This window comes from Agromyces sp. SYSU T00194, assembly GCF_040496035.1.
Lineage (GTDB): Bacteria > Actinomycetota > Actinomycetes > Actinomycetales > Microbacteriaceae > Agromyces > Agromyces chitinivorans.
Genome location: NZ_JBEPJZ010000002.1, coordinates 446,978 through 470,787 on the forward strand (window position 1 = coordinate 446,978; position 23,810 = coordinate 470,787).

The window sequence follows — 23,810 nt, forward strand, 5'->3', positions numbered from 1 at the left end:
ACCGTTCCGAAGCGAAAGGTGGAGGCAGAGTGGCCGGAAGAGCTGAAGTCGTATTCGTCGACGGGGTGCGCACCCCGTTCGGCCGGGCCGGTGAGAAGGGGATGTACTGGCACACCCGCGCCGACGATCTCGTCATCAAGGCGATGATCGGGCTGTTGGAGCGCAACCCCGAGGTCCCGAAGGACCGCATCGACGACGTGGCCATCGCCGCGACGACCCAGACCGGCGACCAGGGCCTCACCCTCGGCCGCAGCGCCGCCATCCTGGCGGGCCTGCCGAAGTCGGTGCCGGGCTTCTCGATCGACCGCATGTGCGCCGGCGCGATGACCGCCGCGTCGATGATGGGCGCATCGATCGGCTACGGCGCGTACGACCTCGCCATCGCCGGCGGCGTCGAGCACATGGGACGCCACCCGATGGGCTCGGGCGTCGACCCGAACCCGCGGTTCGTGGCGGAGAAGCTCGTCTCCGAGGACGCCCTCGTGATGGGCGCGACCGCCGAGCGCATCCACGACCGCTTCCCGCACCTCACCAAGGAGCGTGCCGACCGGTTCGCCCTCGGCAGCCAGCAGAAGGTCGCGGCCGCCTACGAGGCCGGCAAGATCCAGCAGGACCTCATCCCGGTCGCGATCCGCACCGGGGAGGGCTGGGGCCTCGCCACGAAGGACGAGGCGCCGCGCCCAGAGACCACCATGGAGGGCCTCGCGGGCCTGAAGACCCCGTTCCGGCCGCACGGCCGCATCACGGCCGGCAACGCGTCCGGCCTGAACGACGGCGCGACGGTGGCGCTGCTCGCCTCCGGCGACGCCGCGAAGGAACTCGGCCTCACCCCGAAGATGAAGCTCGTCAGCTTCGCCTTCGCCGGCGTCGACCCCGAGATCATGGGCATCGGCCCCGTGCCGTCGACCGAGAAGGCGCTCCGCAGGGCGGGCCTGTCGATCGACGACATCGGCCTGTTCGAGCTCAACGAGGCCTTCGCGATCCAGGTGCTGTCGTTCCTGGACCACTTCGGCATCGCCGACGACGACCCGCGCGTCAACCAGTGGGGCGGCGCGATCGCCCTCGGGCATCCGCTCGCCTCCTCCGGCGTGCGCCTGATGAACCAGCTCGCCCGCCAGTTCGAGGAGCAGCCGGGCGTGCGCTACGGGGTCACCGCCATGTGCGTGGGCCTCGGGCAGGGCGGCACGATGATCTGGGAGAACCCGAACTGGTCGAAGTCGGCCGAGCGCAAGAGCAGGAAGGGCTGAGCACCGCGATGACCGATTACACGAAGATCGACTTCACGGAGCTCGAGAGCCTGTCGGACGACGAGGTCGTCACGCACTCGTACGTGCGCGACATCCCCCTCTCCGACGGACGCGTGCTCGCGCTGGTGACCCTCGACAACGGGCGCGACCACACCCGGCCGAACACCCTCGGCCCGAAGTCGCTGCTCGGCTACGCCGACACCCTCGACCGGCTCGCCGAGCGCGCCGCCGCCGGGGACATCGACGCGGTGGCCGTGACCGGCAAGCCGTTCATCCTCGCCGCAGGCGCCGACCTCTCGAAGATCGCCGAGATCCCCAACCGCGAGATCGCCCTGCGCATGGCCCAGCTCGGGCACCACGCACTCGGCAAGCTGCACACCGTCGGCGTGCCGTCGTTCGCCTTCATCAACGGCCTCGCCCTCGGCGGCGGCCTCGAGATCGGCCTGCACGCCGACTACCGCACGGTGGACGCCTCGGCGCCCGCCGTCGCCCTGCCCGAGGTGTTCCTCGGCATCGTGCCCGCGTGGGGCGGCGCCACGCTGCTGCCCAACCTGATCGGCATCGAGAACGCCCTCAAGGTGGTCATCGAGAACCCGCTCAAGCAGAACCGCACGCTCAAGGCGACGGACGTGCTCGAGCTCGGCATCGCGGACCGCATGTTCGCGTCGGCCGCGTTCCTCGAGGACTCGATCCGGTGGGCCGACGACGTGCTCGCCGGTCGCGTGAAGGTGAAGCGACCGAACGAGCCCGGCAAGGTCGAGCGCCTGGTGAAGTGGGATGCCGCGATCGGCATCGCCACCAAGATGCTGAAGCGTCGCATCGGCGAGGTGCAGCAGTCGCCCTACCGGGCCCTCGAACTGCTCAAGGGTGCCAAGGCGAACGACCGCGAGGCCGGCTTCGCCGCCGAGGACGAGGCGCTCGCCGACCTCATCGTGGGCGACCAGCTCCAGGCCAGCATCTACGCGTTCAACCTCGTGCAGAAGCGCGCGAAGAAGCCCGCCGGCGCGCCCGACAAGGCCCTGGCCAAGCCGGTCACCAAGGTCGGCGTCATCGGCGCGGGCCTCATGGCGAGCCAGTTCGCGCTGCTGTTCGTGCGCCGCCTGCGCGTGCCGGTGGTCATCACCGACCTCGACCAGGCGCGCGTCGACAAGGGCCTCGCGTACATCCGCGACGAGATCGGCACGCTCGAGCAGAAGGGCCGCATCTCCCCCGACGAGGCGAACCGCCTGCGCGCGCTCGTGAGCGGCACGACCGACAAGGCGGACTTCGCCGACTGCGACTGGGTCATCGAGGCCGTGTTCGAGGAACTCGGCATCAAGCAGGACGTGTTCGCCGAGATCGAGCAGCACGTCTCCCCCGAGGCCGTGCTCGCCACGAACACGTCGTCGCTGTCGGTGGAGCAGATCGGTGCGAAGCTCGCCCACCCCGAGCGGCTCGTGGGCTTCCACTTCTTCAACCCGGTGGCCGTCATGCCGCTGATCGAGGTCGTGAACGCGCCGCAGACCGACGAGGCCACGCTGTCGACCGCGATGGTCACGGCGGCCAAGCTGCGCAAGAACGCCGTCATCACGCGCGACACCCCCGGGTTCGTCGTCAACCGGGTGCTCGCGAAGGTGCTCGGCGAGACCATGCACGCGGTCGACGAGGGCACGCCGTTCGAGGTCGTCGACGAAGCCGTGAAGCCCTTCGGCCTGCCGATGGGCCCGTTCGAGCTGCTCGAGCTCGTCGGCCTGAAGGTCGGCGCGCACGTGCTCGACACGCACCACGCCGCCTTCCCGGAGCGCTTCTTCGCCAGCGAGAACCTGCACCGCCTCGCGGAGCACGGGAAGCTGCTCGCGCGCGACGGCAAGGGCAACGTCACCGGCTACGACACGGGCGCCGTGAAGATCGTCGCCGGCGGCACGAACCCGCTGACCGCCGACGAGATCCGCACCCGGCTCGAGGACGGCCTGGCCGACGAGATCCACCGGATGCTCGAGGACGACGTCGTGCACGCGCCCGAGGACATCGACCTGTGCATGATCCTCGGTGCCGGCTGGCCGTTCCAGATGGGCGGGGCGACCCCCTACCTGGACCGGGTCGGTGCCAGCGAGCGCGCGTTCGGCGACACGTTCCACCACCCGCCGGTTGCGGGCGTGGGCGCCTGACGCCACCGCGATACGAGGAACGCCCCGGAAGCTGCGAGCTCCGGGGCGTTCGTCGTCTGGCGGGCCGTCCGCTGACGCGACGGCGGACGGGGGCCCGGCACGGGCTCGCCCGGTCCGGGGCCGTCAGTGCGTCGAGGCCTCCTCGTCGGCGGGCACCGCACGGGCGTGCGGCAGCTTGCTGCCGAGCACCATGGCCGTCACGTCGCGGGCGATGTGCTGCGGGGTGAGCCCGACGCGCTCGAGGATGTCGCCGCGCGAGCCGTGGTCGAGGAACTCGTCGGGCAGGCCGATCTCGGTCACCGCCGTGTCGACGTCGGCCTCGCGGAGGTCCTGGCGGATGCGGGTGCCGATGCCGCCGACGCGGATGCCGTCCTCGATGCTCACGACGATGCGGTAGTCGCGGGCGAGCTCCACGACGCTCGTCGGCACGGGCACGACCCAGCGCGGATCGACGACGGTCGCGCCGATCCCCTGGTCGGCGAGCCGGTCGGCCACCTCGAGGCCGATGCCCGCCATCGGGCCGACGGCCACGACGAGCACGTCGCGACGCTCCGTCTCTCGCAGCACGTCGACGCCGTCGGACGTGCGTCGCTCGGCCGGGTACTCGGTGCCGACCGAGCCCTTCGGGAAGCGGATCACGGTCGGCGCGTCCTGCACCGCGACCGCCTCGTGCAGCTCCTCGCGGAGCCGCTCGGCGTCGCGCGGCGCAGCGAGCCGGATGCCGGGCACCACCTGGAGGATCGACAGGTCCCACATGCCGTGGTGGCTGGGCCCGTCGGGGCCGGTCACGCCCGCGCGGTCGAGCACGAAGGTGACGCCGGCGCGGTGCAGCGCGACGTCCATCAGCACCTGGTCGAAGGCGCGGTTCACGAACGTGGCGTAGACGGCCACGACCGGATGCATGCCGCCGAACGCCAGCCCGGCGGCCGACGTGACCGCGTGCTGCTCGGCGATGCCGACATCGAGCACCCGGTCGGGGAACCGCTCGGCCATGCGGTGCAGGCCGGTCGGTCGCAGCATGGCCGCGGTGATCCCGACGATGCGCTCGTCGGCCTCCGCGACCCGCACGAGCTCCTCCGAGAACACCCCGGTCCACGACGGCGCCGACGACGCCACCAGGGGCTCCCCCGTCTCGGGGTCGATCTGCCCGACCGCGTGGAACTGGTCGGCGACGTCGCGCAGGGCGGGCTCGTAGCCGCGGCCCTTCTCGGTGATGACGTGCACGATCGCGGGCGTGCCGTAGTCGCGGGCCTGGACGAGCGCGCGCTCCACGGCGACCTCGTCGTGGCCGTCGACCGGTCCGATGTACTTGATGTCGAGGTTCGAGTAGAGCGCCTCGTTGTTCGAGAACCGGCTGAGGAACCCGTGCAGCCCGCCCCGGACACCGCGGTAGACCGCGCGGGCGGGCCCACCGAGCCGGTCGAACGCGCGACGGCTCGACTGGTGCAGCGCACGGTAGCTGCGGCGCGTGCGCACCGAGTTCAGGAACCTCGCCATGCCGCCGATCGTCGGCGCGTACGAACGGCCGTTGTCGTTGACGACGACGACCAGGCGGCGGTTGTTGTCGTCGGTGATGTTGTTGAGCGCCTCCCACGTCATGCCGCCGGTCAGCGCCCCGTCGCCGACCACGGCCACGACGTGGCGGTCCTGCTGGCCGGTCATCTGGAAGGCGCGGGAGATGCCGTCGGCCCACGACAGCGAGCTCGACGCGTGGGAGCTCTCGACGATGTCGTGCACCGATTCGGAGCGCTGCGGGTAGCCCGCCAGCCCCCCGGTCGATCGGATGGTCGACAGGTCGCGCCGACCCGTGAGCAGCTTGTGCACGTACGACTGGTGCCCCGTGTCGAAGACGATCGCGTCGCGCGGCGAGTCGAAGACCCGGTGGATGGCGAGCGTCAGCTCCACGACGCCGAGGTTCGGGCCCAGGTGCCCGCCGGTCTGCGCGACGCTCGCCACGAGGTACTCGCGGATCTCGCGTGCGAGCTGGACGAGCTGGTCCTCCGAGAGCGCATCCAGGTCGCGAGGGCCGTTGATCGTCTCGAGCAGGGTCATGCAGGATGCCTTTCCGATACGCGGGCGACCGGTGGGGTCGACGCCGTCCGCCGAGTCTACGCCGGGAGTCTGGGGAAGCGACGAGCGACCCGGCAGCTGGACTGCCGGGCCGCTCGCGTGCTACAGGCGGATGCTCAGACGAGGCTGCGCAGCACGTACTGCAGGATGCCGCCGTTGCGGTAGTAGTCGGCCTCACCGGGGGTGTCGATGCGCACCACGGCGTCGAACTCCACGGTCTCCTTGCCGGCCGGCGAGTGCTCGCTGGGCGCCGCGACGACGTGCACGGTCTTCGGCGTGCTGCCCGCGTTCAGCGCCTCGAGGCCCGTGATCGAGACCACCTCGGTGCCGTCGAGCCCGAGCGAGTCGGCCGACTGGCCGGCCGGGAACTGCAGCGGAACGACGCCCATGCCGATGAGGTTCGAGCGGTGGATGCGCTCGAAGCTCTCGGTGATGACGGCCTTCACGCCGAGGAGGTTCGTGCCCTTCGCCGCCCAGTCGCGGCTCGAGCCGGAGCCGTACTCCTTGCCGCCGAAGATGACCAGCGGGATGCCCTGCGACTGGTAGTTCATCGACGCGTCGTAGATGAACGACTGCGGGGCGTCGGCCTGCGTGAAGTCGCGCGTGTAGCCGCCCTCGACGTTGTCGAGGAGCTGGTTGCGCAGGCGGATGTTCGCGAACGTGCCGCGGATCATGACCTCGTGGTTGCCGCGGCGCGAGCCGTAGGAGTTGAAGTCCTTGCGCTCCACGCCGTGCTCGACGAGGTACCTGCCGGCCGGGCTGTCGCCCTTGATGGCGCCCGCGGGGCTGATGTGGTCGGTCGTGACCGAGTCGCCCAGCTTCGCGAGGACCCGCGCGCCCGTGATGTCGGTCACCGGCGTCGTCTCCATGGTCATGCCCTCGAAGTACGGGGGGCGACGCACGTAGGTCGACTCGGGGTTCCACTCGAAGGTCGCGCCGGTCGGCGTCGGCAGCGTGCGCCACCGCTCGTCGCCCTCGAACACGCTCGCGTACTGCGTCGTGAACATGTCCTTGTTGATGGACGAGTCGATCGTGTCCTGGACCTCCGAGGCATCCGGCCAGATGTCCTTGAGGAAGACGTCGTTGCCCTCGGTGTCGGTGCCGAGCGGGTCGGACGCGAAGTCGAAGTTCATCGACCCGGCGAGCGAGTACGCGATCACGAGCGGCGGGCTCGCGAGGTAGTTCATCTTGACGTCGGGGTTGATGCGGCCCTCGAAGTTGCGGTTGCCCGAGAGCACCGCGGTCACGGCCAGGTCGTTGTCCTGCACGGCCGCCGAGACCTCCTCGATGAGGGGACCCGAGTTGCCGATGCAGGTGGTGCAGCCGTAGCCGACCGTGTAGAAGCCGAGGTCCTCCAGGTCTTGCGTGAGGCCGGCCTTCTCGTAGTAGTCGGTGACGACCTTCGACCCGGGGGCGAGCGTCGTCTTCACCCACGGCTTGGCCTTGAGGCCCTTCTTCACCGCGTTGCGGGCGAGCAGGCCCGCGGCGAGCATGACCGACGGGTTCGAGGTGTTCGTGCACGAGGTGATCGCGGCGATGGTCACCGAGCCGTGGTCGAGCGTGTACGACGAGCCGTCGGCAGCGGTCACCGTGGTCGGCTTCGACGCGGTCTTCGGCGCGTGGCTCCGGTGGTGGTGCTCGTGGTGGCTGTACTCGTCCTCGGGCGAGTTGCCGGGCGGGTCGGATGCCGGGAAGGACTCGGCGATCTCGAGGTCGACGAGGTCGTGGTCGACGTCGGCGTAGTTGGTGAGGTCGGACTCGAACTGCGTCTTCGCCTCGGAGAGCACGATGCGGTCCTGCGGGCGCTTCGGGCCGGCGATCGACGGGACGACCGTGGCGAGGTCGAGCTCCAGGTACTCCGAGAACGACGGCTCGTTGGCGGCGTCGTGCCAGAGGGTCTGGGTCTTCGCGTACGCCTCGACCAGGGCGACCTCGGCATCGCTGCGGCCGGTGAGGCGCAGGTAGTCGAGGGTGACGTCGTCGATCGGGAAGATCGCGGCCGTCGAGCCGAACTCGGGGCTCATGTTGCCGATGGTGGCGCGGTTGGCGAGCGGCACCGACGCCACGCCGGGGCCGTAGAACTCGACGAACTTGCCGACCACGCCGTGCTGGCGGAGCATGTCGGTGATCGTGAGCACGACGTCGGTCGCGGTCACGCCGGCGGGGATCTCGCCGGACAGCTTGAAGCCGACGACCTTGGGGATGAGCATCGACACGGGCTGGCCGAGCATGGCGGCCTCGGCCTCGATGCCGCCGACGCCCCAGCCGAGCACGCCGAGGCCGTTGACCATGGTGGTGTGCGAGTCGGTGCCGACGCAGGTGTCGGGGTAGGCGCGGGTCACGCCGTCGACGCCGCGCGAGTAGATGACCTTGGCGAGGTGCTCGATGTTCACCTGGTGCACGATGCCGGTGCCCGGCGGCACGACCTTGAAGTCGTCGAACGCGGTCTGGCCCCAGCGGAGGAACTGGTAGCGCTCGCCGTTGCGCTCGTACTCGATCTCGACGTTGCGCTCGAGCGCGTTCTCGGAGCCGAAGAGGTCGGCGATGACGGAGTGGTCGATGACCATCTCGGCCGGCGAGAGCGGGTTGATCCGGCTCGGGTCGCCGCCGAGCGCCACCACGGCCTCGCGCATGGTCGCGAGGTCGACGATGCAGGGCACCCCGGTGAAGTCCTGCATGACCACGCGCGCGGGGGTGAACTGGATCTCGGTGTCGGGGTCGGCCGTCGGCACCCAGGAGCCGAGCGCCTCGATCTGCGCCTTCGTGACGTTCGCACCGTCCTCGGTGCGGAGCAGGTTCTCGAGGAGTACCTTGAGGCTGAACGGCAGCTTCTCGTACCCCGGAACCGTGTCGATGCGGTAGATCTCGTACGAGTCGTCGCCGACCCGGAGCGTGTCCTTCGCCCCGAAGCTGTTCACTGCAGACACGTGTGGCCTCTCCTTCGCTCGATGCGACCGGCGCGGACCGGCCCGCCCTGTGATTCTCGCGGCCGGGCAGGACCCGTTGCCAGCAAGGGTAACCTAATCGCCCCGTCGCGCACCGGGCTCGTCACCCGGTCATTTATCTCGATGTCGAGATAACTGTATCACTCGTCGCGCGCCGCGCCAGCCGGGTACACGGCGCGCACGACGAGCCACGACAGCACGAGCAGCACCGCGTAGAGCGGCACGCCCATGAGGAGGCGCGTGAGGGCGAGCCCCTCGACGTTGGCGGCGAAGTAGAGCGGCAGCTGCACGGCCAGCCGGGCGACGAAGAGCCCGAGCCAGAGCAGCGTGAGCAGCTGCATCGCGCGGTAGCGCTTCCGGTCGTGCTTCCAGGCGAGCCCGTCGCCCATCAGGAAGCCCACCGCGAGCCCGAGCAGCGGCCAGCCGACGAGCAGCGAGATGAGGATGGCGGTCGCGTACGCGCCGTTGGTCCACAGGCCGATGACGAAGTTGTCCTCGCCGCGGCCGGTCCAGAGCGCGAGGGCCGCGGATGCCCCGGCGCCGACGAGCCCCGCGACCGCCTGGGTCACGGGAGTGCGCGCGACCAGGCGCGCGACGGTGAACACCACCGCGAGGCCCACGGACGCCGCGAGCGCGGGCACGAGCGCGCCCCAGACCGCGTAGACCGCGAGGAAGACGAGCCCGGGCAGGATCGCCTCGGCGAGGCCGCGCACCCCGCCGAGGGCGCCCAGCAGTTCGCGCGCCGTCAGCGCCTCGTCGCGTGCGAAACCGCCGAGGCCGGAGCGCTCGGCCGCCTGCGCGAGGCCCGCGCCGATGCCGGCCGCGGTCTCGTGGGCCGACGCGTCGTCGCCGGGGGCATTCGACCCCTCCGGCTCCGGTTCGTCCCGCTCGGGACCGTCGGCCTCCGACACGCGGGTCACGCCGTGGGCGGCTTCGCGCCGCCGCCCGAGCCCTGCGGCATGCGCAGCGGGATCAGGTCGCGCGGCGGCATCGGCGTGGTGCCGCGCACCACGACGATGCTGCGGAACAGGTCTTCCACCAGCGCGGCCGCGGACGGGTCGACGGCCGCGTCGCCCGCGATCACGCCGCGCAGGAACCAGCGCGGGCCGTCGACGCCCACGAACCGGGCGAGACGGGTGTGCGCCGGCTGCTGCTCGGTCGCCGCGACGGGGATCTGGGCGAGCAGCTCGGGGCCGAAGGCGCCCTCGCGGGGGGTGATGGTGCCGCCCTGCTTGCTGATCTGCTCGGAGATCTGCTCGCGGATCTCGTGCCACAGCCCGCTCGAGCGCGGGGCCGCGAACGGCTGCACCTGGAGCGTCGAGTTCGCGTAGTCCAGGCCGATGGCCACGACGCGCTTCGTCGACTCCTCGACCTCGAGGCGCAGGTGCAGGCCCTCGCGGGGCAGCACCTTCACGCCGCCCAGGTCCACGTACGGACGGACCGGGTTGGCCTCCGACTCGTCCAGCGGGCCGGCGGTGTCGCGGTCCTCCGGCGCGGACTTGGGGTGGTCGATCGGGCGGTCGACGTTCTCGAGGTCGCTCACGCTGATGCTGCTCCTGACTGGGTGTGCGGGTGTGCGTCGGCGGCGAACCCGGTCGAGCCGAATCCGCCTTCCCCCCGATGGCTGCCGGGCAGCCGGTCGACCGGTACGAACCTGGCCCGCGTGACGGGCATGACGACGAGCTGCGCGATGCGGTCGCCCTCGCGGATCTCGTAGGGCTCGGAGGCATCCGTGTTCAACAGGGACACCCTGATCTCGCCGCGGTAGCCCGCGTCGATCGTGCCGGGCGCGTTGACGATGGTGATGCCGTGCTTGAAGGCGAGCCCGCTGCGCGGGACCACGAAGCCGACGTAGCCGTCGGGCAGCGCGATGGCGACCCCGGTGCCCACCGCGGCCCGCTCCCCCGGAGCGAGCACGAGCGACTCGGTCGCGTGCAGGTCGGCGCCTGCGTCGCCCGGATGGGCGTAGGCGGGCGTGCGGTCTGCGGTGATGAGCACCTCGACGGATTCGGTCACGTGTCGAGGGTAGTCGAAGAAATCTGGTCGAATGGAAGCATGCCCGCGTACCGAGAGCGACTCTGGCCCACCCCCTGGATGTTCATCGTCAGCCTGCTGCTGATCCCGGCGAGCATCCTGGTCCTCGCGCCGGTGTCGCTGCCCGCGGGCATCGTCACCGGCATCGTGCTGTACCTCGGCACGGTGGCCGCGTTCGTGGCGGCGTCGCCCGTCGTCGAGGTCGCCGACGGCGAGTTGCGAGCGGGACGCGCGAGCATCCCCGTGTCGCTGACGGGCGAGGCGGAGGCGTTCGAGGGCGCGGAGGCGACCGCGGAACGCGGCGTGCGGCTCGACGCGCGCGCCTGGCTGCTCATCCGCGGCTGGGTGCGGCACGTCGTGAAGGTGCCGATCGTCGACGAGCGCGACCCCGCGCCCTACTGGCTCGTGTCGTCGCGCCACCCCACGCAGATGGCCGCCGCGATCAACGGATCGCGACGGCCATCGGAGTCGGCGTAGGAACGCGTCAGGCGGCGCACTCCAGGCAGATCGGCCCGAGCTTGGTCTCGTGGTCGATCTGCGAGCGGTGCTTCACGAGGAAGCAGTTCACGCAGGTGAACTCGTCGGCCTGGGGCGGCAGCACGACGACGTCGAGCTCCACGTCCGAGAGGTCGGCGCCCGGCAGGTCGAAACCTGCGGGGTTGTCGGCGTCCTCAGCGTCGACCATTCCCGAGTTCTTGTCGGGTACGCGCTCCTTGAGAGCCTCGATCGACTCCGAGTCGTCGTCGCTCTTCCGCGGTGCGTCGTAATCAGTTGCCATTCCGGTCCATTCTTGGTGGGACAGCCGAAGAAAATCGGCGGCCATAGTCTGCATCAACCGTGGTGGAAGTGCAAACGAACACGCGCACGGTCGATCCAGCCGCTGCAACTTCCGGCACGCCCGTGGTATTCCCCCGTGCACGCCCGCGCCCGTGGCATCCTGTCGACCAACAGTGAGCAGGGAAGGGCCCGGCGACATGCAGGAACTGAAGGTGATCGGCGTCGAGAACGGCGCACTGCTCGCCGCCTCCGACGAGGGGGCGAGATTCAGGATCCCGATCGACGACGTGGTGCAGTCCAAGCTCCGCCAGTCGCCGCCGGATTCGGCGAACTCCCCGCGGCTCGCGCCGCGCGAGGTCCAGGCCCACATCCGGGCCGGCCTCTCGGCCGAGGAGGTGGCCAGCCTCACCGGCGCCTCGCTCGAGTCGATCCGGCGCTTCGAGGGGCCCGTGCTCGCCGAACGCGAGCACATCGTGAACTCCGCGCTCTCGGTCCCGGTGCACATCGAGGGCGAGATCGACCCCGACGCCCCGCCGACGTTCGGCAGCGTCATCCGCGACCGGCTCGTGAAGCTCGGTGCCGACGGCACCCGCTGGGCGAGTTGGAAGGAGGAGGACCGGGGCTGGATGGTCAAGCTCGAGTTCCGGGCCGACGACATCGACCACGACGCCCGCTGGGGCTTCGAGCCGCGCAAGCGCGCCCTGCAGCCGCTCAACTCGGAGGCCATGACGCTCTCGCAGCCGGGCGAGCCCAAGGAGGGCCTGATCCCCAAGCTGCGTGCGGTCGGGAGCCAACAGGAGGACGCGTCGCGGTTCGACAGCGGTGCGTTCACCTTCGAGGACGACCTGGACGAGCAGGACACCGCACCCCAGCTCGAGCCGGTGCCGTACGCGCGCACGGTGAAGACGTCGAGCCCTGCGGCCGCGAACGCCGCGATCAAGCGGGCCGCCGAGCCCGAGCAGGCGCTCAGCGACACGGCCGACCTGCTCGAGGCGCTGCGCAAGCGCCGTGGTGAGCGCGAGTCGGCCGCGACGATCGCCCAGGCGGACGAGGCGGACGATGCCGATCAGGCGCTCGACATCCCCCTCGCGACCTTCGACGAGGAGTTCGACGAGGCGCCGGAGCCCGCTCCCGCAGCGCGCACGCCCCGCCCCGCCCCGTCGAAGCGCCAGTCAGCCGACCGCAAGAAGCAGCCCTCGCCGGCGAAGCCGGCGGCGAGGCCGCAGCCTCCGAACGGCGGCGACTCGCTGTGGGGCCGCGTGGCGGCCTCGGGCGAGAGCGACGGCTCCACGTCGTCGTCGCGATCCGCCGGCGGAGCGAAGAAGGGCCGTGCGTCGATGCCGAGCTGGGACGAGATCGTCTTCGGCGCGCGCAGCGACGACGACCCCGCCTGACCGCGCACCGGGCGCGCGGCGCCGGTACCCCCATGCGTGCCGCGCACGTGCTTGGCGTGTCGCGAGATGGACGCGTACCATTCGAACAGATGTTCGAATGGAGGGATCGCCGATGCGCACCGTGGAGGAGGAGGCCGTCGTCTGGACCGGCGACGACGGCGAGCCCCTGCGCCTGGTGTGGCGCTCCGTGCGCTACCGCGTGACCGACCGGCCGACGACGCTCGTGGGCCCCTGCCCGTGGTGGCGCCCACTCGCCGCGGTCGGGGTCTCCGGACCGCTCGACATCACCGGCTGGAGGTTCCAGGGCACGGCCGACGACGGCTCGGGCTCGCTCGTCTTCGACGTCGTGATGGACCCGGCCACGCACCGCTGGAGCGTCGCACGCACGTACGACTGACCACTCCCTAGGCTGTCCGCATGGTGGCCGCGTTCACGGAGCAGGTGCGCTCCGTCGCGTGGCGAGACGCCACGCGACGTCGGGTGCAGGAGCGCCTCGGCGCGCTGGGGATCCGCACACTCGGTCCGCTCCTGCAGCGCCGGGTGCGACCGTGGTCGACCCAGCTCACCGTGGAGACCGACATCGGGCGCGTCTGGTGCAAGCACGACCATCCGGCGCTCGGGTTCGAGTCGCGGCTCCTGGCGGAACTCGCCCGCCGCTCCCCCGGGTCCGTGCCGGAACCGCTCGCGATCGACGCTGATGCAGGACTGCTCCTCACCGTCGAACACGGCGCCTCGCTGGCCGACAGGGGTGCCACGGGTACCGACACCTGGACCGCCCTCGTCGTCGCGGCGGCACGACTCCAGCATGAGCTCGCGGATCACCGCGCGGAACTGCTCGCCGCGGGCCTCCCGGACCACGACGGCGCAGTCGTCGTCGATCACTTCGACGACCTGGTCGCACGGCTGGCGGAGACCGCACCGGGGCATCCGGCACACCTCGAACCCGACGAGGCGGCGCGGTTGCGCGATGCGCGCCCGGCAGTCGCCGATGCGGTGCGGCGGCTCGCGGATTCGCCCTACCCGGCCGCCTGGAACCACGGCGACCTCCACCCCGGCAACGCGCATGCCGCCGGAGACGACGTGCGGCTGTTCGACCTCGCCGACGGGCAGTGGGCGAACGCGCTGGAGGTGCTCGCGGTGCCGCGCGACTGGATCGCCCGACGGCGCGACGTCGCGTGGGCGCCGGTGCGCGATGCGTGGTCGGCGGAGTGGGGCGTGCGGCCGCCGCGCGGCGCCGAATGGCGCGCGATGCGAACCGTGCACGCGGTCAACCGGGCGGTCACGTGGACGTCGCTGCTCGACGGGATGACGCACGAGGAACTGCTCCGCTGGGGCGGGTACGCGCCGGGCGAGCTGCGCCGGGTACTCCGGCGCACGGATGCGGCGGGCTGAGCGACCCGACGACTAGGCCGACTTCTCCTGGCGTCGCGGCTTGTGCGGCACGATCGTCGGCGCGGCGTTGTCCATGACCGCCTCGCGGGTGACGACCACGCGGGCGACCTCCTCGCTCGAGGGCACCTCGAACATGATCGGCCCGAGCACCTCCTCGAGGATGGCGCGGAGCCCGCGGGCGCCGGTCTGGCGGAGCACCGCGAGGTCGGCGATCGCCTCGATCGCGCCCTGGTCGAACTCGAGCTCGACGCCGTCGAGCTCGAACATGCGCTGGTACTGCTTCACGAGCGCGTTCTTCGGCTCGGTGAGGATCTGCATGAGCGCCGGGCGGTCGAGCTGCGAGACGGTCGTGACGACCGGCAGGCGGCCGATGAACTCGGGGATCAGGCCGAACTTGTGGAGGTCTTCGGGGAGCACCTCGCTGAAGATGTCGACCTCGTCGTCCTTGCTGTGCAGCGGGGCGCCGAAGCCGATGCCGCGCTTGCCGGCGCGCGAGGAGATGATGTCCTCCAGCCCGGCGAAGGCGCCGGCGACGATGAACAGCACGTTCGTCGTGTCGATCTGGATGAACTCCTGGTGCGGGTGCTTGCGCCCGCCCTGCGGCGGCACCGAGGCGGTCGTGCCCTCGAGGATCTTCAGCAGCGCCTGCTGCACGCCCTCGCCGGACACGTCGCGGGTGATCGACGGGTTCTCGGCCTTGCGGGCGATCTTGTCGACCTCGTCGATGTAGATGATGCCGGTCTCGGCGCGCTTGACGTCGAAGTCGGCGGCCTGGATGAGCTTCAGGAGGATGTTCTCGACGTCCTCGCCGACGTAGCCGGCCTCGGTGAGCGCGGTGGCGTCGGCCACGGCGAACGGCACGTTCAGCCGTCGAGCGAGGGTCTGGGCGAGGTACGTCTTGCCGCAGCCGGTCGGCCCGATCAGCAGGATGTTCGACTTCGCGATCTCGACCTCGTCGCGCGCATGGTCGGCCGAGGTGAGCGTCGTGCGGGCGCGCACGCGCTTGTAGTGGTTGTAGACGGCGACGGCCAGTGCGCGCTTCGCGGGCTCCTGGCCGATGACGTACTCCTCGAGGAAGGAGAAGATCTCCTTCGGCTTGGGGAGGTCGAACTCCCCCTGCGTCTCCTCGCCCGACTCGGCGAGGCGCTCCTCGATGATCTCGTTGCAGAGTTCGACGCACTCGTCGCAGATGTAGACGCCGGGGCCCGCGATCAGCTGCTGCACCTGCTTCTGGCTCTTCCCGCAGAAGGAGCACTTCAGCAGGTCGGCGCTTTCGCCTATGCGAGCCATGTGCGTGCCTCCTCGGTTGTGCGACGGTTCGAGCCTAACCCGATGCGCCGACTCTGTGCCGGAACTCGCGGGATCATGTCGCGAAACGACGAACGGGCGGGAGGAGCGCGTGCTCCTCCCGCCCGTCGGTCGAGCGGATGCTACGGGGTGATCGAGGCGGGGGTGGTCTTCCGGCTCGTCAGCACCTGGTCGATGAGGCCGTACTCGAGCGACTCCTCCGCGGAGAGGATCTTGTCGCGGTCGATGTCCTCATGCACCTGCGCCTGGTCGCGCTTCGAGTGACGCGCGAGCGTCTCCTCGAGCCAGGTGCGCATGCGCATGATCTCCGCGGCCTGGATCTCGATGTCGGACGCCTGGCCCTGGCCGGCCTGGCCGACCGCGGGCTGGTGGATCAGCACGCGGGCGTTCGGCAGCGCGAGGCGCTTGCCGGGCGTGCCCGCCGCGGCGATGACCGCCGCCGCCGACGCCGCCTGGCCGAGCACGACGGTCTGGATCTGCGGCCGGATGTACTGCATCGTGTCGTAGATCGCCGTCATCGCGGTGAACGAGCCGCCGGGCGAGTTGATGTAGAGGATGATGTCGCGGTCGGGGTCCATCGACTCGAGCACCAGCAGCTGGGCCATGATGTCGTCGGCCGAGGCGTCGTCGACCTGCACGCCGAGGAAGATGATGCGGTCCTCGAAGAGCTTGGCGTACGGGTCCTGGCGCTTGTAGCCGTAGGCCGTGCGCTCCTCGAAGCTCGGGAGGATGTAGCGCGAACCGGGGGCGGCGAGGGCGCCGTGCGCGGTGCCGCCGAAGTCGGGAGTCTTCATGTGGGTGTCGTTCTCTCTTCTCTCGATGCCCTATGCCGCCGTGCCGCCGCCGCCCGAGACGTCGGTCGCCGACTCGCGGATCGCGTCGACGAAGCCGTACTCGAGGGCCTCCTCGGCGTTGAACCAGCGGTCGCGGTCGCCGTCGGCGTTGATCTGCTCGACCGTCTTGCCGGTCGCGGCCGCGGTGATCTCGGCGAGGCGGCGCTTCATGTCGAGGATGAGCTGCGCCTGCGTCTGGATGTCGCTCGCGGTGCCGCCGAAGCCGCCGTGCGGCTGGTGGAGCAGCACGCGGGCGTTCGGGGTGATGTACCGCTTGCCCTTGGCGCCCGCGGTGAGCAGCAGCTGGCCCATCGAGGCCGCCATGCCGATGCCGACCGTGACGATGTCGTTCGGCACGAACTGCATCGTGTCGTAGATCGCCATGCCGGCGGTGATCGAGCCGCCGGGCGAGTTGATGTAGAGGTAGATGTCCTTCTTCGGGTCCTCGGCGGCGAGGAGCAGGAGCTTCGCGGCGATCTCGTTCGCGTTGTCGTCGCGCACCTCCGAACCCAGCCAGATGATGCGGTCCTTCAGCAGTCGATCGAAAACACTGGGCTGCAGTGCCGGTTCGGCCATGTGTCGCTCCATTTCGGTAATCGCGTTCGGCATCGAATCTATCCGCTCCGATTCGGCCGGGTCGTGCTGTTCGCCGTGGGCGGAGGACGTGTCGCGGCGGCGCCCGCCGGCACGGTCGGCGCAGACGGCGAGAGGGCCGGATGCCTCGTGGCATCCGACCCTCCCGCGTGTGCGCGTGGCGCCTACTCGGCGTCCTTCGCGGCGGCCTTCTTGCGGGCCGGCGCCTTCTTCTTCGGCTTCTCCTCCGCGGCGGGCTCCTCGACGGGCGCCTCCTCGGCAGCGGGCTCCTCGACGGGGGCGTCGGCCTCAGCGGCATCCGCCTCGTCGTCACCCGGAACCGCGGTGAACTCGCTCAGGTCGACGACGGCGCCGTTCGAGTCCTTCACGACGGCCTTGCCGAGCACGATCGCGAGCGTCTTGTTGCGCGCGACCTCGCCGACCATGGCCGGGATCTGGCCGTTGGAGCTGAGCGCCTGCACGAACTCGTTCGGGTCCATGCCGTACTGCGCGGCGCCCTGCACGAGGTACTGGCTGAGCTCCTCCTGGCTGACCTGCACCGACTCCTGCTCGGCGATCGCGTCGAGCACGATCTGCGTCTTGAACGCCTTGGTGCTCGACTCGGTGACCTCTGCGCGGTGCTCGTCGTCCTCGAGGCGACCCTCGCCCTCGAGGTGGCGGTGCACCTCGTCCTCGATGACCGAGTCGGCGACCGGCACCTCGACGAGCTCGAGGAGCTTTTCGACGAGGAGGTCGCGGGCCTGCGTGCCCTGGCCGAAGACCTTCGACTTCGAGACCTGCTCGACGAGGCTCGCCTTGAGCTCGTCGAGGGTGTCGAACTCGCTGGCGATCTGCGCGAAGTCGTCGTCGGCCTCGGGGAGCTCGCGCTCCTTGACGGCGGTGACGTTGACGGTGATCTCGGCGGTCTCGCCCTGGTGGTCGCCACCGAGCAGGTTCGACGCGAAGGTCGTGGTCTCGCCGGCGGTCAGCGACTCGAGCGCCTCGTCGATGCCCTCGAGCAGCTCGCCCGAGCCGATCTCGTAGGACACGCCCGAGGCGGTGTCGACCTCGGCGCCCTCGATGGTCGCGACCAGGTCGAGGGTCACGAAGTCGCCGGTCGTGGCGGGACGGTCGACCGTGATGAGCGTGCCGAAGCGCGTGCGCAGGCGATCGAGCTCCTCGGCCACCTCGTCGTCGCCGACCTCGACCGCGTCGACGGTCAGCTCGACGCCGGCGTACTCAGGCAGCTCGATCTCGGGGCGCACGTCGACCTCGATGGCGAGCAGCAGGTCGCCCGAGAAGTCCTTGTCGCTGGGCCACTCGACGATGTCGGCCTCGGGGCGGCCGAGCGGGCGCAGCTTGTGCTCCTCGATGGCCGAGCGGTAGAAGCCGTCGAGGCCCTCGTTGACCGCGTGCTCGAGCACGGCGCCCTTGCCGACGCGCTGGTCGATGATGGGCGGCGGCACCTTGCCCTTGCGGAAGCCGGGGATGTTCACCTGCTCGGCGATGTGTCCGTAGGCGTGGGTGATGCTGGGCTTCAGCTCCTCCGGCGTCACCGTGATGGTGAGCTTGGCGCGGGTCGGGCTCAGCTTCTCAACCGAAGTGGTCGGCATGGAACGGTTCTCCTGAATTCGTGGAAGTTCGAGACGTCGTGCGACTCGTCGGGGCGACAGGATTCGAACCTGCGACCTCCCGCTCCCAAAGCGGGCGCTCTAGCCAAGCTGAGCTACGCCCCGAGTCGCCACTCAACTCGTGGTCTCATCCCTGCGGGCACGCCGAAACGCGCCGGTGCACGGAGAGAACCCGAACGAGTCTACTGCACGCGTTCCGCGGGCGCGCGGGGCGGCCGGGCAGGCCCCCTGCACGGGTGGGCGCGACACGCGGTCATCCACAGCCGCGAGGCATCCGCCACCCGGCATCCGTGCTCTGGCAGCATTCAGCCATGAGCGACGCGCGCGCGCCACGCCCCGGTCTCCGGCGCTGGCCCGAGGCCCCCGAGCACCTCGTCGACACCACGCGGTGCCCCGCCTGCTTCACCCCGCTGACGTCGACGACCTGCGGTGCCTGCGGGCTCGCGCTCGACGTGCCGCGGGCGGGCGAACTGCTCCAGGCGTCACGCGGCGTCTTCGACGCCGAGCAGGGCCGGCAGCACCTCATCGCGGAGATGCGCTCGGCGCAGGCGGTGCGCGAACGGGACGCGCAGCGCGCGGCATCCGCGGATGCGTCCCCGCAGGTCGCAGCGGCCCCGCCGACTCCCCCGGCAGCAGGGCGGGCGGATGCCTCCGGCGAACCGCTCGCAGCGGCCCCACCGCCTCCCCCGCCGGCGTCCGCGTCGCCCGACGCCGCGCCCGCCGAGCCGGCGCGCACACGTTCGGGCGTGCAGGTGCTGCTCCTCTCGATCGGCGTGATCCTGACCTCGGTCGCCGCCGTGGTGTTCCTGTTCGTCGCGTACCTCGTCGCCTCGCTCGAGGTGCGCTCGGCGATCATCGCGCTCGCGAGCGTGCTCGTGCTCGGCGTGGCGTGGCTGCTGCGCCGGCGCAGGCTGGCCGGCACCGCCGAGGGCGTCGCCGTCGTCGCCGTCGTGCTGCTGCTGCTCGACGTCTGGATCGTGCGCGCGAACGCACTGTTCGACACCGACCTGCTGGATGCGCGCACCTACTCGGGCGCCGCGCTGCTGGTGCTCGCGGCGCTGCTGGGCGGCGCACGCTGGGCGACCGGCGTGCGCGTGCCCGGCTGGTCGGCCGCGGCGCTCGTGCCTGCGGCGTGCTTCCTGCTGGTCTCGGCGGTGTCGGACGACGTCGCCACGTCCGCGTGGGCGGGCGGCATCGCCGCACTCGTGGTCGCCACGCTCGCATGGCTGCTGCCCGCGGGCGTGTCGCGCGTGGTCGCGGTCGTGGCCGGCGGTGCCGGGGGCGTCGTGGCGCTCGCGGCGGCTCCATGGGCGGAGGACGTGCACGTCCTCTGGTCGCTCGGGATCGTGGCCGCCACGTGGCTGGCGTGGTCGCTCGTGGCGCTGCACCCCGAGGAGCGCGCGCGACGCGACGCCGCACGGGTGGGCGCCGTCATCACCGGCATCGCCGCGGCACTGGCACCCGTGCTGGAGGTCGCGGCGCGGCAGCCGGCACTCACCGCGATCGTGCTGGCTCCGGCCGCGGCGGGCGGGATCGCCGTCGTCGCGGCCGCGCTGGGCCGTCTGCCCGTGCCACGGGTCTCCGGTCTCGCAACCTGGCTGGCCGTGCCCGCGCTGGTCGTCGCGGCTGCGGCGTCGCTGGCCGGGCTCCCGTACTCGGTCGGGGCCGTCGTCGACCGCATCGGCGCGAGCACGTTCGCCGCGGCGTCCGACGCGGCCCGCGAGCAGGCGCTCGCGGGCGCGGGCGCCGCGGCCGCCATGGCGCTCGCGACGCTCGTCATGACGCTGCTGCTCGGCGCCGGGCGGCGGTTCGTCGCCGTGCCGGTGGCCCTGCTCGCCACGGCCGTGCTGCCCTTCGCCGCGAGCCTCGACCGCGCGGCCTGCATCGCGGTGCTCCTGCTCGCGGGCCTCGCCGCGCTCGTCGTGTGCGCGGCGCTCCGGGTTCCGGCGGCGCCGCGCACCGTGCTCGCGGCGGGCGGCGGCCTCTCGGTCGTCGTGGCGATCGCCGTGGCATCCGACCCGGTGGCCTGGGCGATGACGATCACCGCGGTCGTCGTGCTGGCGATCGCAGGACGCCTCGTCGGACGGGCCGTCTGGCCCGAGGGCGCCGTCGCGGCGTCCGGCGCCGTGCACGTGGCGATCGCCGCGATCGCCGGCGTGGCGGTGTTCGCGGACGTGCCCGCGCTGCTCGAGGAGCTCGGCGTGCGGATCCCGGAGGGCTGGGACTCGGCCGCCTCATGGGGGTCGGCGGCCGCCGCGCTGGCGCTGCTCGCCGCCGGGCTCACCTGGCGCGCGTGGCGCGAGGCGGACCTCCTCGCCGCCGCGGTGCCGCTCGCCGCCGCAGCCGTGATCGCGGCGACAGCCACCGCGTTCGTCGACGACGAGCCCTCGCGCGGCGTCGCCGCCCTGCTCGTGACCGTTGCGGCCACGGCCTGGCAGTGGACCGGTCGCGCGGCGGCGCTGCGCACGGCGCTCGCGCTCGCCGCGCCGGTCGGCGCGCTCATCACCGCGATCGCGTTCGTCACCGACGGCCTGCACCGCGCCGAATCGGCGGGAACGGCGGCGGCGATCGCCGTCACGATCTCCGCCGCAGTGCTCCTGCTGCTCCCCGACGCCCGCCCCCAGCGCATCGTCTGGGCGGGCGGCATCGCGCTCGCCGGCGCGGCGACGCTGGGCCTGGTCGCGATCGGCGACCAGCCGGCGTGGCTCGCGCTGCTGCTGCTCGCTCCGACGCCGGTGCTCGTCTCGGCGGCCGCGGGCGACGTCGTCACCGGTCCGTGGCGGCACGTGTCATGGGGCTCGACGGTGCTGGCCGTCGCCGCCGCCTGGTCGGGTGCAGCGACCCTCGGTGCCGACGCGGTGGAGGCGTACTCGGTGCCGCTCGCGATCGTGCTCGCAACCGTCTGGATGCTGCTCACGGCGCGGCACCACCCCGAGCCGCCGCCCGGGCGATCGGCGACCGCACTCGCGACGGGCACGGTGGCGACGGCGCTGCTGCCCTCGGCGGCGGTCGCCGACGATGCCGCGCGCGCGCTCGCGGTCGCCGGCGTGGGCGTGGCCCTGGTCGTGGCGGGCTTCGTGCTCCCGTCGCGCGTGGCGGGTGCGCGTGTCGCGGCGATCTCGCTGCTCATGGGGTTCGCGGGTACGGCGGTCGTGGGCGCGGTCGCCGGCTTCGCCGCGGCGCGGTCCGACGGCACGGTGCTGCCTCCGGAGCTCTGGGGCGCGCTCGTGCTCGTCGCGGGCGCCGCCGCCGCAGTCGGCTGGGTGCGGCGCGAGGCGACGCCCCGCGCCGCGGCGGAGTGGCTGGCGGCGGCATCCGTCGCGATCGCGGTCGTACCGGTGCTCGTCGAGCTGGCGGGACCCGTCGACGAGTGGCGCGTGATCGTCGTGCTGCTGGCGCTCGCGCTCCTGCACGTGGGCACCGCGTGGGCCGAACGGCCACCGTTCACGGGCCCGGTCGTGCGCTGGTCGACGCTCGCCGTGCTCGTGCTCGTCGCGGCCGCGGTACTCCTCGGCGACTCCGTGCGACCGACCGACCCGGTGACCGCGAGCGTGGCGCTCGCACTGCTGGGTGCCGGTGTCGCCGACCTCGCCCGGTCGCCGCAGCGCTCCTCGTGGAGCACGCTGGCACCGGGACTCGTCGTCCTGCTGCTGCCGGCACTCGGCGCGGACTTCACGGACCCGCGACTGTGGCGCGTCGTGGCGCTCGGCGTCGTGTCGCTCGCGGTGCTGCTGGTCGGCGCGCGCCTGCGCCTCCAGGCGCCGTTCCTCATCGGCGGCATCGTGCTCGCGGTGCACGCGATCGCTCAGCTGTGGCCGTGGATCGCGGCGCTCTACCAGGCGGTGTGGTGGTGGGTGTGGCTCGGGCTCGCCGGGGTGCTGCTCATCGTGATCGCCGCCACCTACGAGCGGCAGCTGCGCACCGCGCGGCGGGTGATCGCGACCATCGGATCGTTCCGCTGAGCCGGCTCGTCGCCCCGCCTGCCTCGGCGTACCGCGGCTCCGGTCGCTGCGCGGCGTCGACCCGCGCGTGTACTACGATGTTCCAGTGCCCGAACGGGCGCGCGGGGATGTAGCTCAATGGTAGAGCCTCAGTCTTCCAAACTGATTACGCGGGTTCGATTCCCGTCATCCCCTCCATCACACGCCCGGCCCGATGCGCATCGTGCCGGGCGTTCGCCGTTCGCGGCGCCGGTGTCGGGGGGCGCCCGTAGGGTCGACCGCGACCCCAGCCCCGTGACCCGAACGGAGGGCCCCGTGCCCGATTCGCCCTCGTCGCGCCTGCTGCGCGGCGGCCTCGTCCTGCTCGTCATCGCCGCCGCGGTCGGCGCGTTCTACCTCTCGTACGGCGCGCTCTACGAACTCGCCGTCGCCGCCGGCGGCATCCCGCCCGAGCGGGCGTGGGTGTTCCCGCTGATCGTCGACCTGCCGGTCGTGGCAGCGACGCTCATCGCCGTGCTGCTGCCCGACACGTCGCGCGCGTTGACCTGGGTGACGTTCTGGGTGTTCATCGTCGCGACGGTCGCCGGCAACGCGGTGCACGTGCTCGCGCTGCCGGCGTCGTCGCTCGCGCTCGGCGTGTGGCCCGCCGTGGTCATCTCGGCCGTGCCGCCCATCGCGCTGGCGTTCACCGCGCACCTCGCGGTGCACACCGTGTTCACGCGGCACCGCTCGCCGGTCGCGGCGGGCCTCCTGCGGTCGGTGGCGCACCCCGGCGACCTCGAGGCCGAGCTGGACGCGCTCGATGCGGGCGAGCCCGTCGTGATCGACGAGGAGCAGGTCGTCGCCGAGGCGCGCGCCCTGCTCGAGGCGAACGTGCCGATGGAGCGCGTCAGCGAGCGGCTCGGCGTACCGCGCGAGCGCCTGGTCGAGTGGATCCGGCGGCAGGAGCAGCTGGCGGCCTGACTCAGGTGCCGGCGACGATCGGGATTCCGGTCGCGTCGGCGGCATCCTGCAGCCCGCCCGCGTTCACCAGATCGGTGAAGCCCGCCGCCTCCATGCGATCGATCGCCGCCGCCGAGCGGTTGCCCGAGCGGCAGTAGACGACGTATGAGCCCTCCGGGTCGAGTTCGGCGATCGCCGCGTCGAACCCGCTCGACTGCACGTCGATGTTCACGGCGCCGTCGAGGTGGCCCGCCGCGTACTCCTCGGGTGTGCGCACGTCGATCACGACCGTGTCGGCCGACACGTCGATGGGCTCGGACGGCGCGCACGCGGTGAGGGCGAACAGCGTCGCGACGGCCGCGGCGACGACGGCGGCGAATCGGGTGAACGGGCGGAGTGCTGGAGAGTGATCGCTCATGCCGACCATAATACCCCCTGGGTATTCATCCGCAGACCGAGTGCACCATGCGACCCGGCCGCGACCGGCGCATCGGCAGCGACGCACGACGAATCACTGGTCATTTCCAGCGGGCAGGAGTACGGTGGAAGTGTGGTCAGACCACAATGGTCAGGCCA

Annotated in this window: 19 protein-coding genes and 2 tRNA genes; 9 read left to right on the top strand and 12 right to left on the bottom strand. The window is 71.7% G+C overall.

The features are described 5' to 3' along the window. Positions 1 to 29 precede the first annotated feature (29 nt). Both ABZK10_RS14905 and ABZK10_RS14910 read left to right on the top strand, forming a co-directional pair. Entirely contained in the window at positions 30 to 1,247 is a 1,218-nt protein-coding gene (locus ABZK10_RS14905; protein ID WP_353810081.1) for a thiolase family protein, read from the top strand. Positions 1,248 to 1,255: 8 nt separating this feature from the next. Beyond that, a complete protein-coding gene (locus ABZK10_RS14910; protein ID WP_353810082.1) occupies positions 1,256 to 3,394 on the top strand; it encodes a 3-hydroxyacyl-CoA dehydrogenase NAD-binding domain-containing protein in 2,139 nt (712 codons plus the stop codon). Positions 3,395 to 3,517: 123 nt separating this feature from the next. Here the strand turns inward: ABZK10_RS14910 and dxs are convergent, their stop codons facing one another. The 5 genes from dxs to dut all read right to left on the bottom strand — a co-directional run bounded on the left by dxs (position 3,518) and on the right by dut (position 10,425). Continuing rightward, positions 3,518 to 5,446 carry a 1-deoxy-D-xylulose-5-phosphate synthase gene (gene dxs, locus ABZK10_RS14915; RefSeq protein ID WP_353810083.1) on the bottom strand — a complete coding sequence of 643 codons (1,929 nt, stop codon included), beginning with the start codon at positions 5,444 to 5,446 and terminating at the stop codon, positions 3,518 to 3,520. A 134-nt stretch (positions 5,447 to 5,580) separates the two neighbouring features. After that, positions 5,581 to 8,391, bottom strand: a complete 2,811-nt coding sequence (acnA, locus tag ABZK10_RS14920) for an aconitate hydratase AcnA (RefSeq protein ID WP_353810084.1) — start codon at positions 8,389 to 8,391, stop codon at positions 5,581 to 5,583. Between the two features lie 158 nt (positions 8,392 to 8,549). Next, the gene (locus tag ABZK10_RS14925; protein ID WP_353810085.1) at positions 8,550 to 9,329 is read right to left on the bottom strand and encodes a DUF3159 domain-containing protein; all 780 of its coding nucleotides are present in this window, start codon (positions 9,327 to 9,329) and stop codon (positions 8,550 to 8,552) included. Then, the gene (locus ABZK10_RS14930) at positions 9,326 to 9,952 is read right to left on the bottom strand and encodes a DUF3710 domain-containing protein (protein WP_353810086.1); all 627 of its coding nucleotides are present in this window, start codon (positions 9,950 to 9,952) and stop codon (positions 9,326 to 9,328) included. The genes ABZK10_RS14925 and ABZK10_RS14930 overlap by 4 nt, the downstream gene beginning before the upstream one ends. Beyond that, on the bottom strand, positions 9,949 to 10,425 hold the full coding sequence (gene dut, locus ABZK10_RS14935) for a dUTP diphosphatase (protein WP_353810087.1): 477 nt from the start codon (positions 10,423 to 10,425) through the stop codon (positions 9,949 to 9,951). The genes ABZK10_RS14930 and dut overlap by 4 nt, the downstream gene beginning before the upstream one ends. Positions 10,426 to 10,464: 39 nt before the next feature. Here dut and ABZK10_RS14940 point away from each other — a divergent pair, with 39 nt between their 5' ends. Then, a complete protein-coding gene (locus ABZK10_RS14940) occupies positions 10,465 to 10,920 on the top strand; it encodes a DUF3093 domain-containing protein (protein ID WP_353810088.1) in 456 nt (151 codons plus the stop codon). Between the two features lie 7 nt (positions 10,921 to 10,927). Here the strand turns inward: ABZK10_RS14940 and ABZK10_RS14945 are convergent, their stop codons facing one another. Continuing rightward, the gene (locus ABZK10_RS14945) at positions 10,928 to 11,221 is read right to left on the bottom strand and encodes a DUF4193 domain-containing protein (protein ID WP_353810089.1); all 294 of its coding nucleotides are present in this window, start codon (positions 11,219 to 11,221) and stop codon (positions 10,928 to 10,930) included. A 196-nt stretch (positions 11,222 to 11,417) separates the two neighbouring features. Here ABZK10_RS14945 and sepH point away from each other — a divergent pair, with 196 nt between their 5' ends. The 3 genes from sepH (at position 11,418) to ABZK10_RS14960 (ending at position 14,006) form a co-directional block, all read left to right on the top strand. Continuing rightward, complete coding sequence (sepH, locus tag ABZK10_RS14950) at positions 11,418 to 12,614, top strand: septation protein SepH (protein WP_353810090.1); 1,197 nt, start codon at positions 11,418 to 11,420, stop codon at positions 12,612 to 12,614. A gap of 112 nt (positions 12,615 to 12,726) precedes the next feature. Next, positions 12,727 to 13,011 (top strand): hypothetical protein, encoded by a 285-nt coding sequence (locus tag ABZK10_RS14955; protein WP_353810091.1) that lies wholly within the window; start codon positions 12,727 to 12,729, stop codon positions 13,009 to 13,011. 20 nt (positions 13,012 to 13,031) lie between these two features. Then, positions 13,032 to 14,006 carry a phosphotransferase family protein gene (locus ABZK10_RS14960; protein WP_353810092.1) on the top strand — a complete coding sequence of 325 codons (975 nt, stop codon included), beginning with the start codon at positions 13,032 to 13,034 and terminating at the stop codon, positions 14,004 to 14,006. 12 nt (positions 14,007 to 14,018) lie between these two features. Here ABZK10_RS14960 and clpX read toward each other — a convergent pair whose 3' ends face one another. The 5 genes from clpX to ABZK10_RS14985 all read right to left on the bottom strand — a co-directional run bounded on the left by clpX (position 14,019) and on the right by ABZK10_RS14985 (position 18,456). Continuing rightward, positions 14,019 to 15,296 carry an ATP-dependent Clp protease ATP-binding subunit ClpX gene (gene clpX, locus ABZK10_RS14965; RefSeq protein ID WP_353810093.1) on the bottom strand — a complete coding sequence of 426 codons (1,278 nt, stop codon included), beginning with the start codon at positions 15,294 to 15,296 and terminating at the stop codon, positions 14,019 to 14,021. A gap of 140 nt (positions 15,297 to 15,436) precedes the next feature. Continuing rightward, on the bottom strand, positions 15,437 to 16,108 hold the full coding sequence (locus ABZK10_RS14970; RefSeq protein WP_353810094.1) for an ATP-dependent Clp protease proteolytic subunit: 672 nt from the start codon (positions 16,106 to 16,108) through the stop codon (positions 15,437 to 15,439). A gap of 30 nt (positions 16,109 to 16,138) precedes the next feature. Next, a complete protein-coding gene (locus ABZK10_RS14975; protein WP_353810095.1) occupies positions 16,139 to 16,756 on the bottom strand; it encodes an ATP-dependent Clp protease proteolytic subunit in 618 nt (205 codons plus the stop codon). 149 nt (positions 16,757 to 16,905) lie between these two features. Beyond that, a complete protein-coding gene (gene tig / locus ABZK10_RS14980) occupies positions 16,906 to 18,333 on the bottom strand; it encodes a trigger factor (RefSeq protein ID WP_353810096.1) in 1,428 nt (475 codons plus the stop codon). 48 nt (positions 18,334 to 18,381) lie between these two features. Next, a tRNA-Pro gene (locus ABZK10_RS14985) sits at positions 18,382 to 18,456 on the bottom strand. Between the two features lie 206 nt (positions 18,457 to 18,662). Here ABZK10_RS14985 and ABZK10_RS14990 point away from each other — a divergent pair. From ABZK10_RS14990 to ABZK10_RS15000, 3 genes are all read left to right on the top strand, one after another. Continuing rightward, positions 18,663 to 22,313 (top strand): SCO7613 C-terminal domain-containing membrane protein, encoded by a 3,651-nt coding sequence (locus ABZK10_RS14990; RefSeq protein WP_353810097.1) that lies wholly within the window; start codon positions 18,663 to 18,665, stop codon positions 22,311 to 22,313. 103 nt (positions 22,314 to 22,416) lie between these two features. After that, positions 22,417 to 22,490, top strand: a tRNA-Gly gene (locus tag ABZK10_RS14995). Between the two features lie 117 nt (positions 22,491 to 22,607). Continuing rightward, entirely contained in the window at positions 22,608 to 23,255 is a 648-nt protein-coding gene (locus ABZK10_RS15000) for a DUF2637 domain-containing protein (protein ID WP_353810098.1), read from the top strand. 1 nt (position 23,256) lies between these two features. On the opposite strand, the gene ABZK10_RS15005 is transcribed toward ABZK10_RS15000, so the two are convergent. Further along, positions 23,257 to 23,652: a rhodanese-like domain-containing protein gene (locus tag ABZK10_RS15005; RefSeq protein ID WP_353810099.1), complete on the bottom strand. Its 396-nt coding sequence runs from the start codon at positions 23,650 to 23,652 to the stop codon at positions 23,257 to 23,259. Positions 23,653 to 23,810: the final 158 nt, after the last annotated feature.

What these genes read in the sequence shown, in the direction of transcription:
- ABZK10_RS14910 (WP_353810082.1), top strand. Translation starts at nt 1,256, where the DNA reads ATGACCGATTACACGAAGATCGACTTCACGGAGCTCGAGAGCCTGTCG.
- dxs (WP_353810083.1), bottom strand. Translation starts at nt 5,446, where the DNA reads ATGACCCTGCTCGAGACGATCAACGGCCCTCGCGACCTGGATGCGCTC.
- ABZK10_RS14940 (WP_353810088.1), top strand. Translation starts at nt 10,465, where the DNA reads ATGCCCGCGTACCGAGAGCGACTCTGGCCCACCCCCTGGATGTTCATC.
- ABZK10_RS14945 (WP_353810089.1), bottom strand. Translation starts at nt 11,221, where the DNA reads ATGGCAACTGATTACGACGCACCGCGGAAGAGCGACGACGACTCGGAG.
- sepH (WP_353810090.1), top strand. Translation starts at nt 11,418, where the DNA reads ATGCAGGAACTGAAGGTGATCGGCGTCGAGAACGGCGCACTGCTCGCC.
- ABZK10_RS14955 (WP_353810091.1), top strand. Translation starts at nt 12,727, where the DNA reads ATGCGCACCGTGGAGGAGGAGGCCGTCGTCTGGACCGGCGACGACGGC.
- ABZK10_RS14960 (WP_353810092.1), top strand. Translation starts at nt 13,032, where the DNA reads ATGGTGGCCGCGTTCACGGAGCAGGTGCGCTCCGTCGCGTGGCGAGAC.
- clpX (WP_353810093.1), bottom strand. Translation starts at nt 15,296, where the DNA reads ATGGCTCGCATAGGCGAAAGCGCCGACCTGCTGAAGTGCTCCTTCTGC.
- ABZK10_RS14970 (WP_353810094.1), bottom strand. Translation starts at nt 16,108, where the DNA reads ATGAAGACTCCCGACTTCGGCGGCACCGCGCACGGCGCCCTCGCCGCC.
- ABZK10_RS14975 (WP_353810095.1), bottom strand. Translation starts at nt 16,756, where the DNA reads ATGCCGAACGCGATTACCGAAATGGAGCGACACATGGCCGAACCGGCA.
- tig (WP_353810096.1), bottom strand. Translation starts at nt 18,333, where the DNA reads ATGCCGACCACTTCGGTTGAGAAGCTGAGCCCGACCCGCGCCAAGCTC.
- ABZK10_RS14990 (WP_353810097.1), top strand. Translation starts at nt 18,663, where the DNA reads ATGAGCGACGCGCGCGCGCCACGCCCCGGTCTCCGGCGCTGGCCCGAG.
- ABZK10_RS15005 (WP_353810099.1), bottom strand. Translation starts at nt 23,652, where the DNA reads ATGAGCGATCACTCTCCAGCACTCCGCCCGTTCACCCGATTCGCCGCC.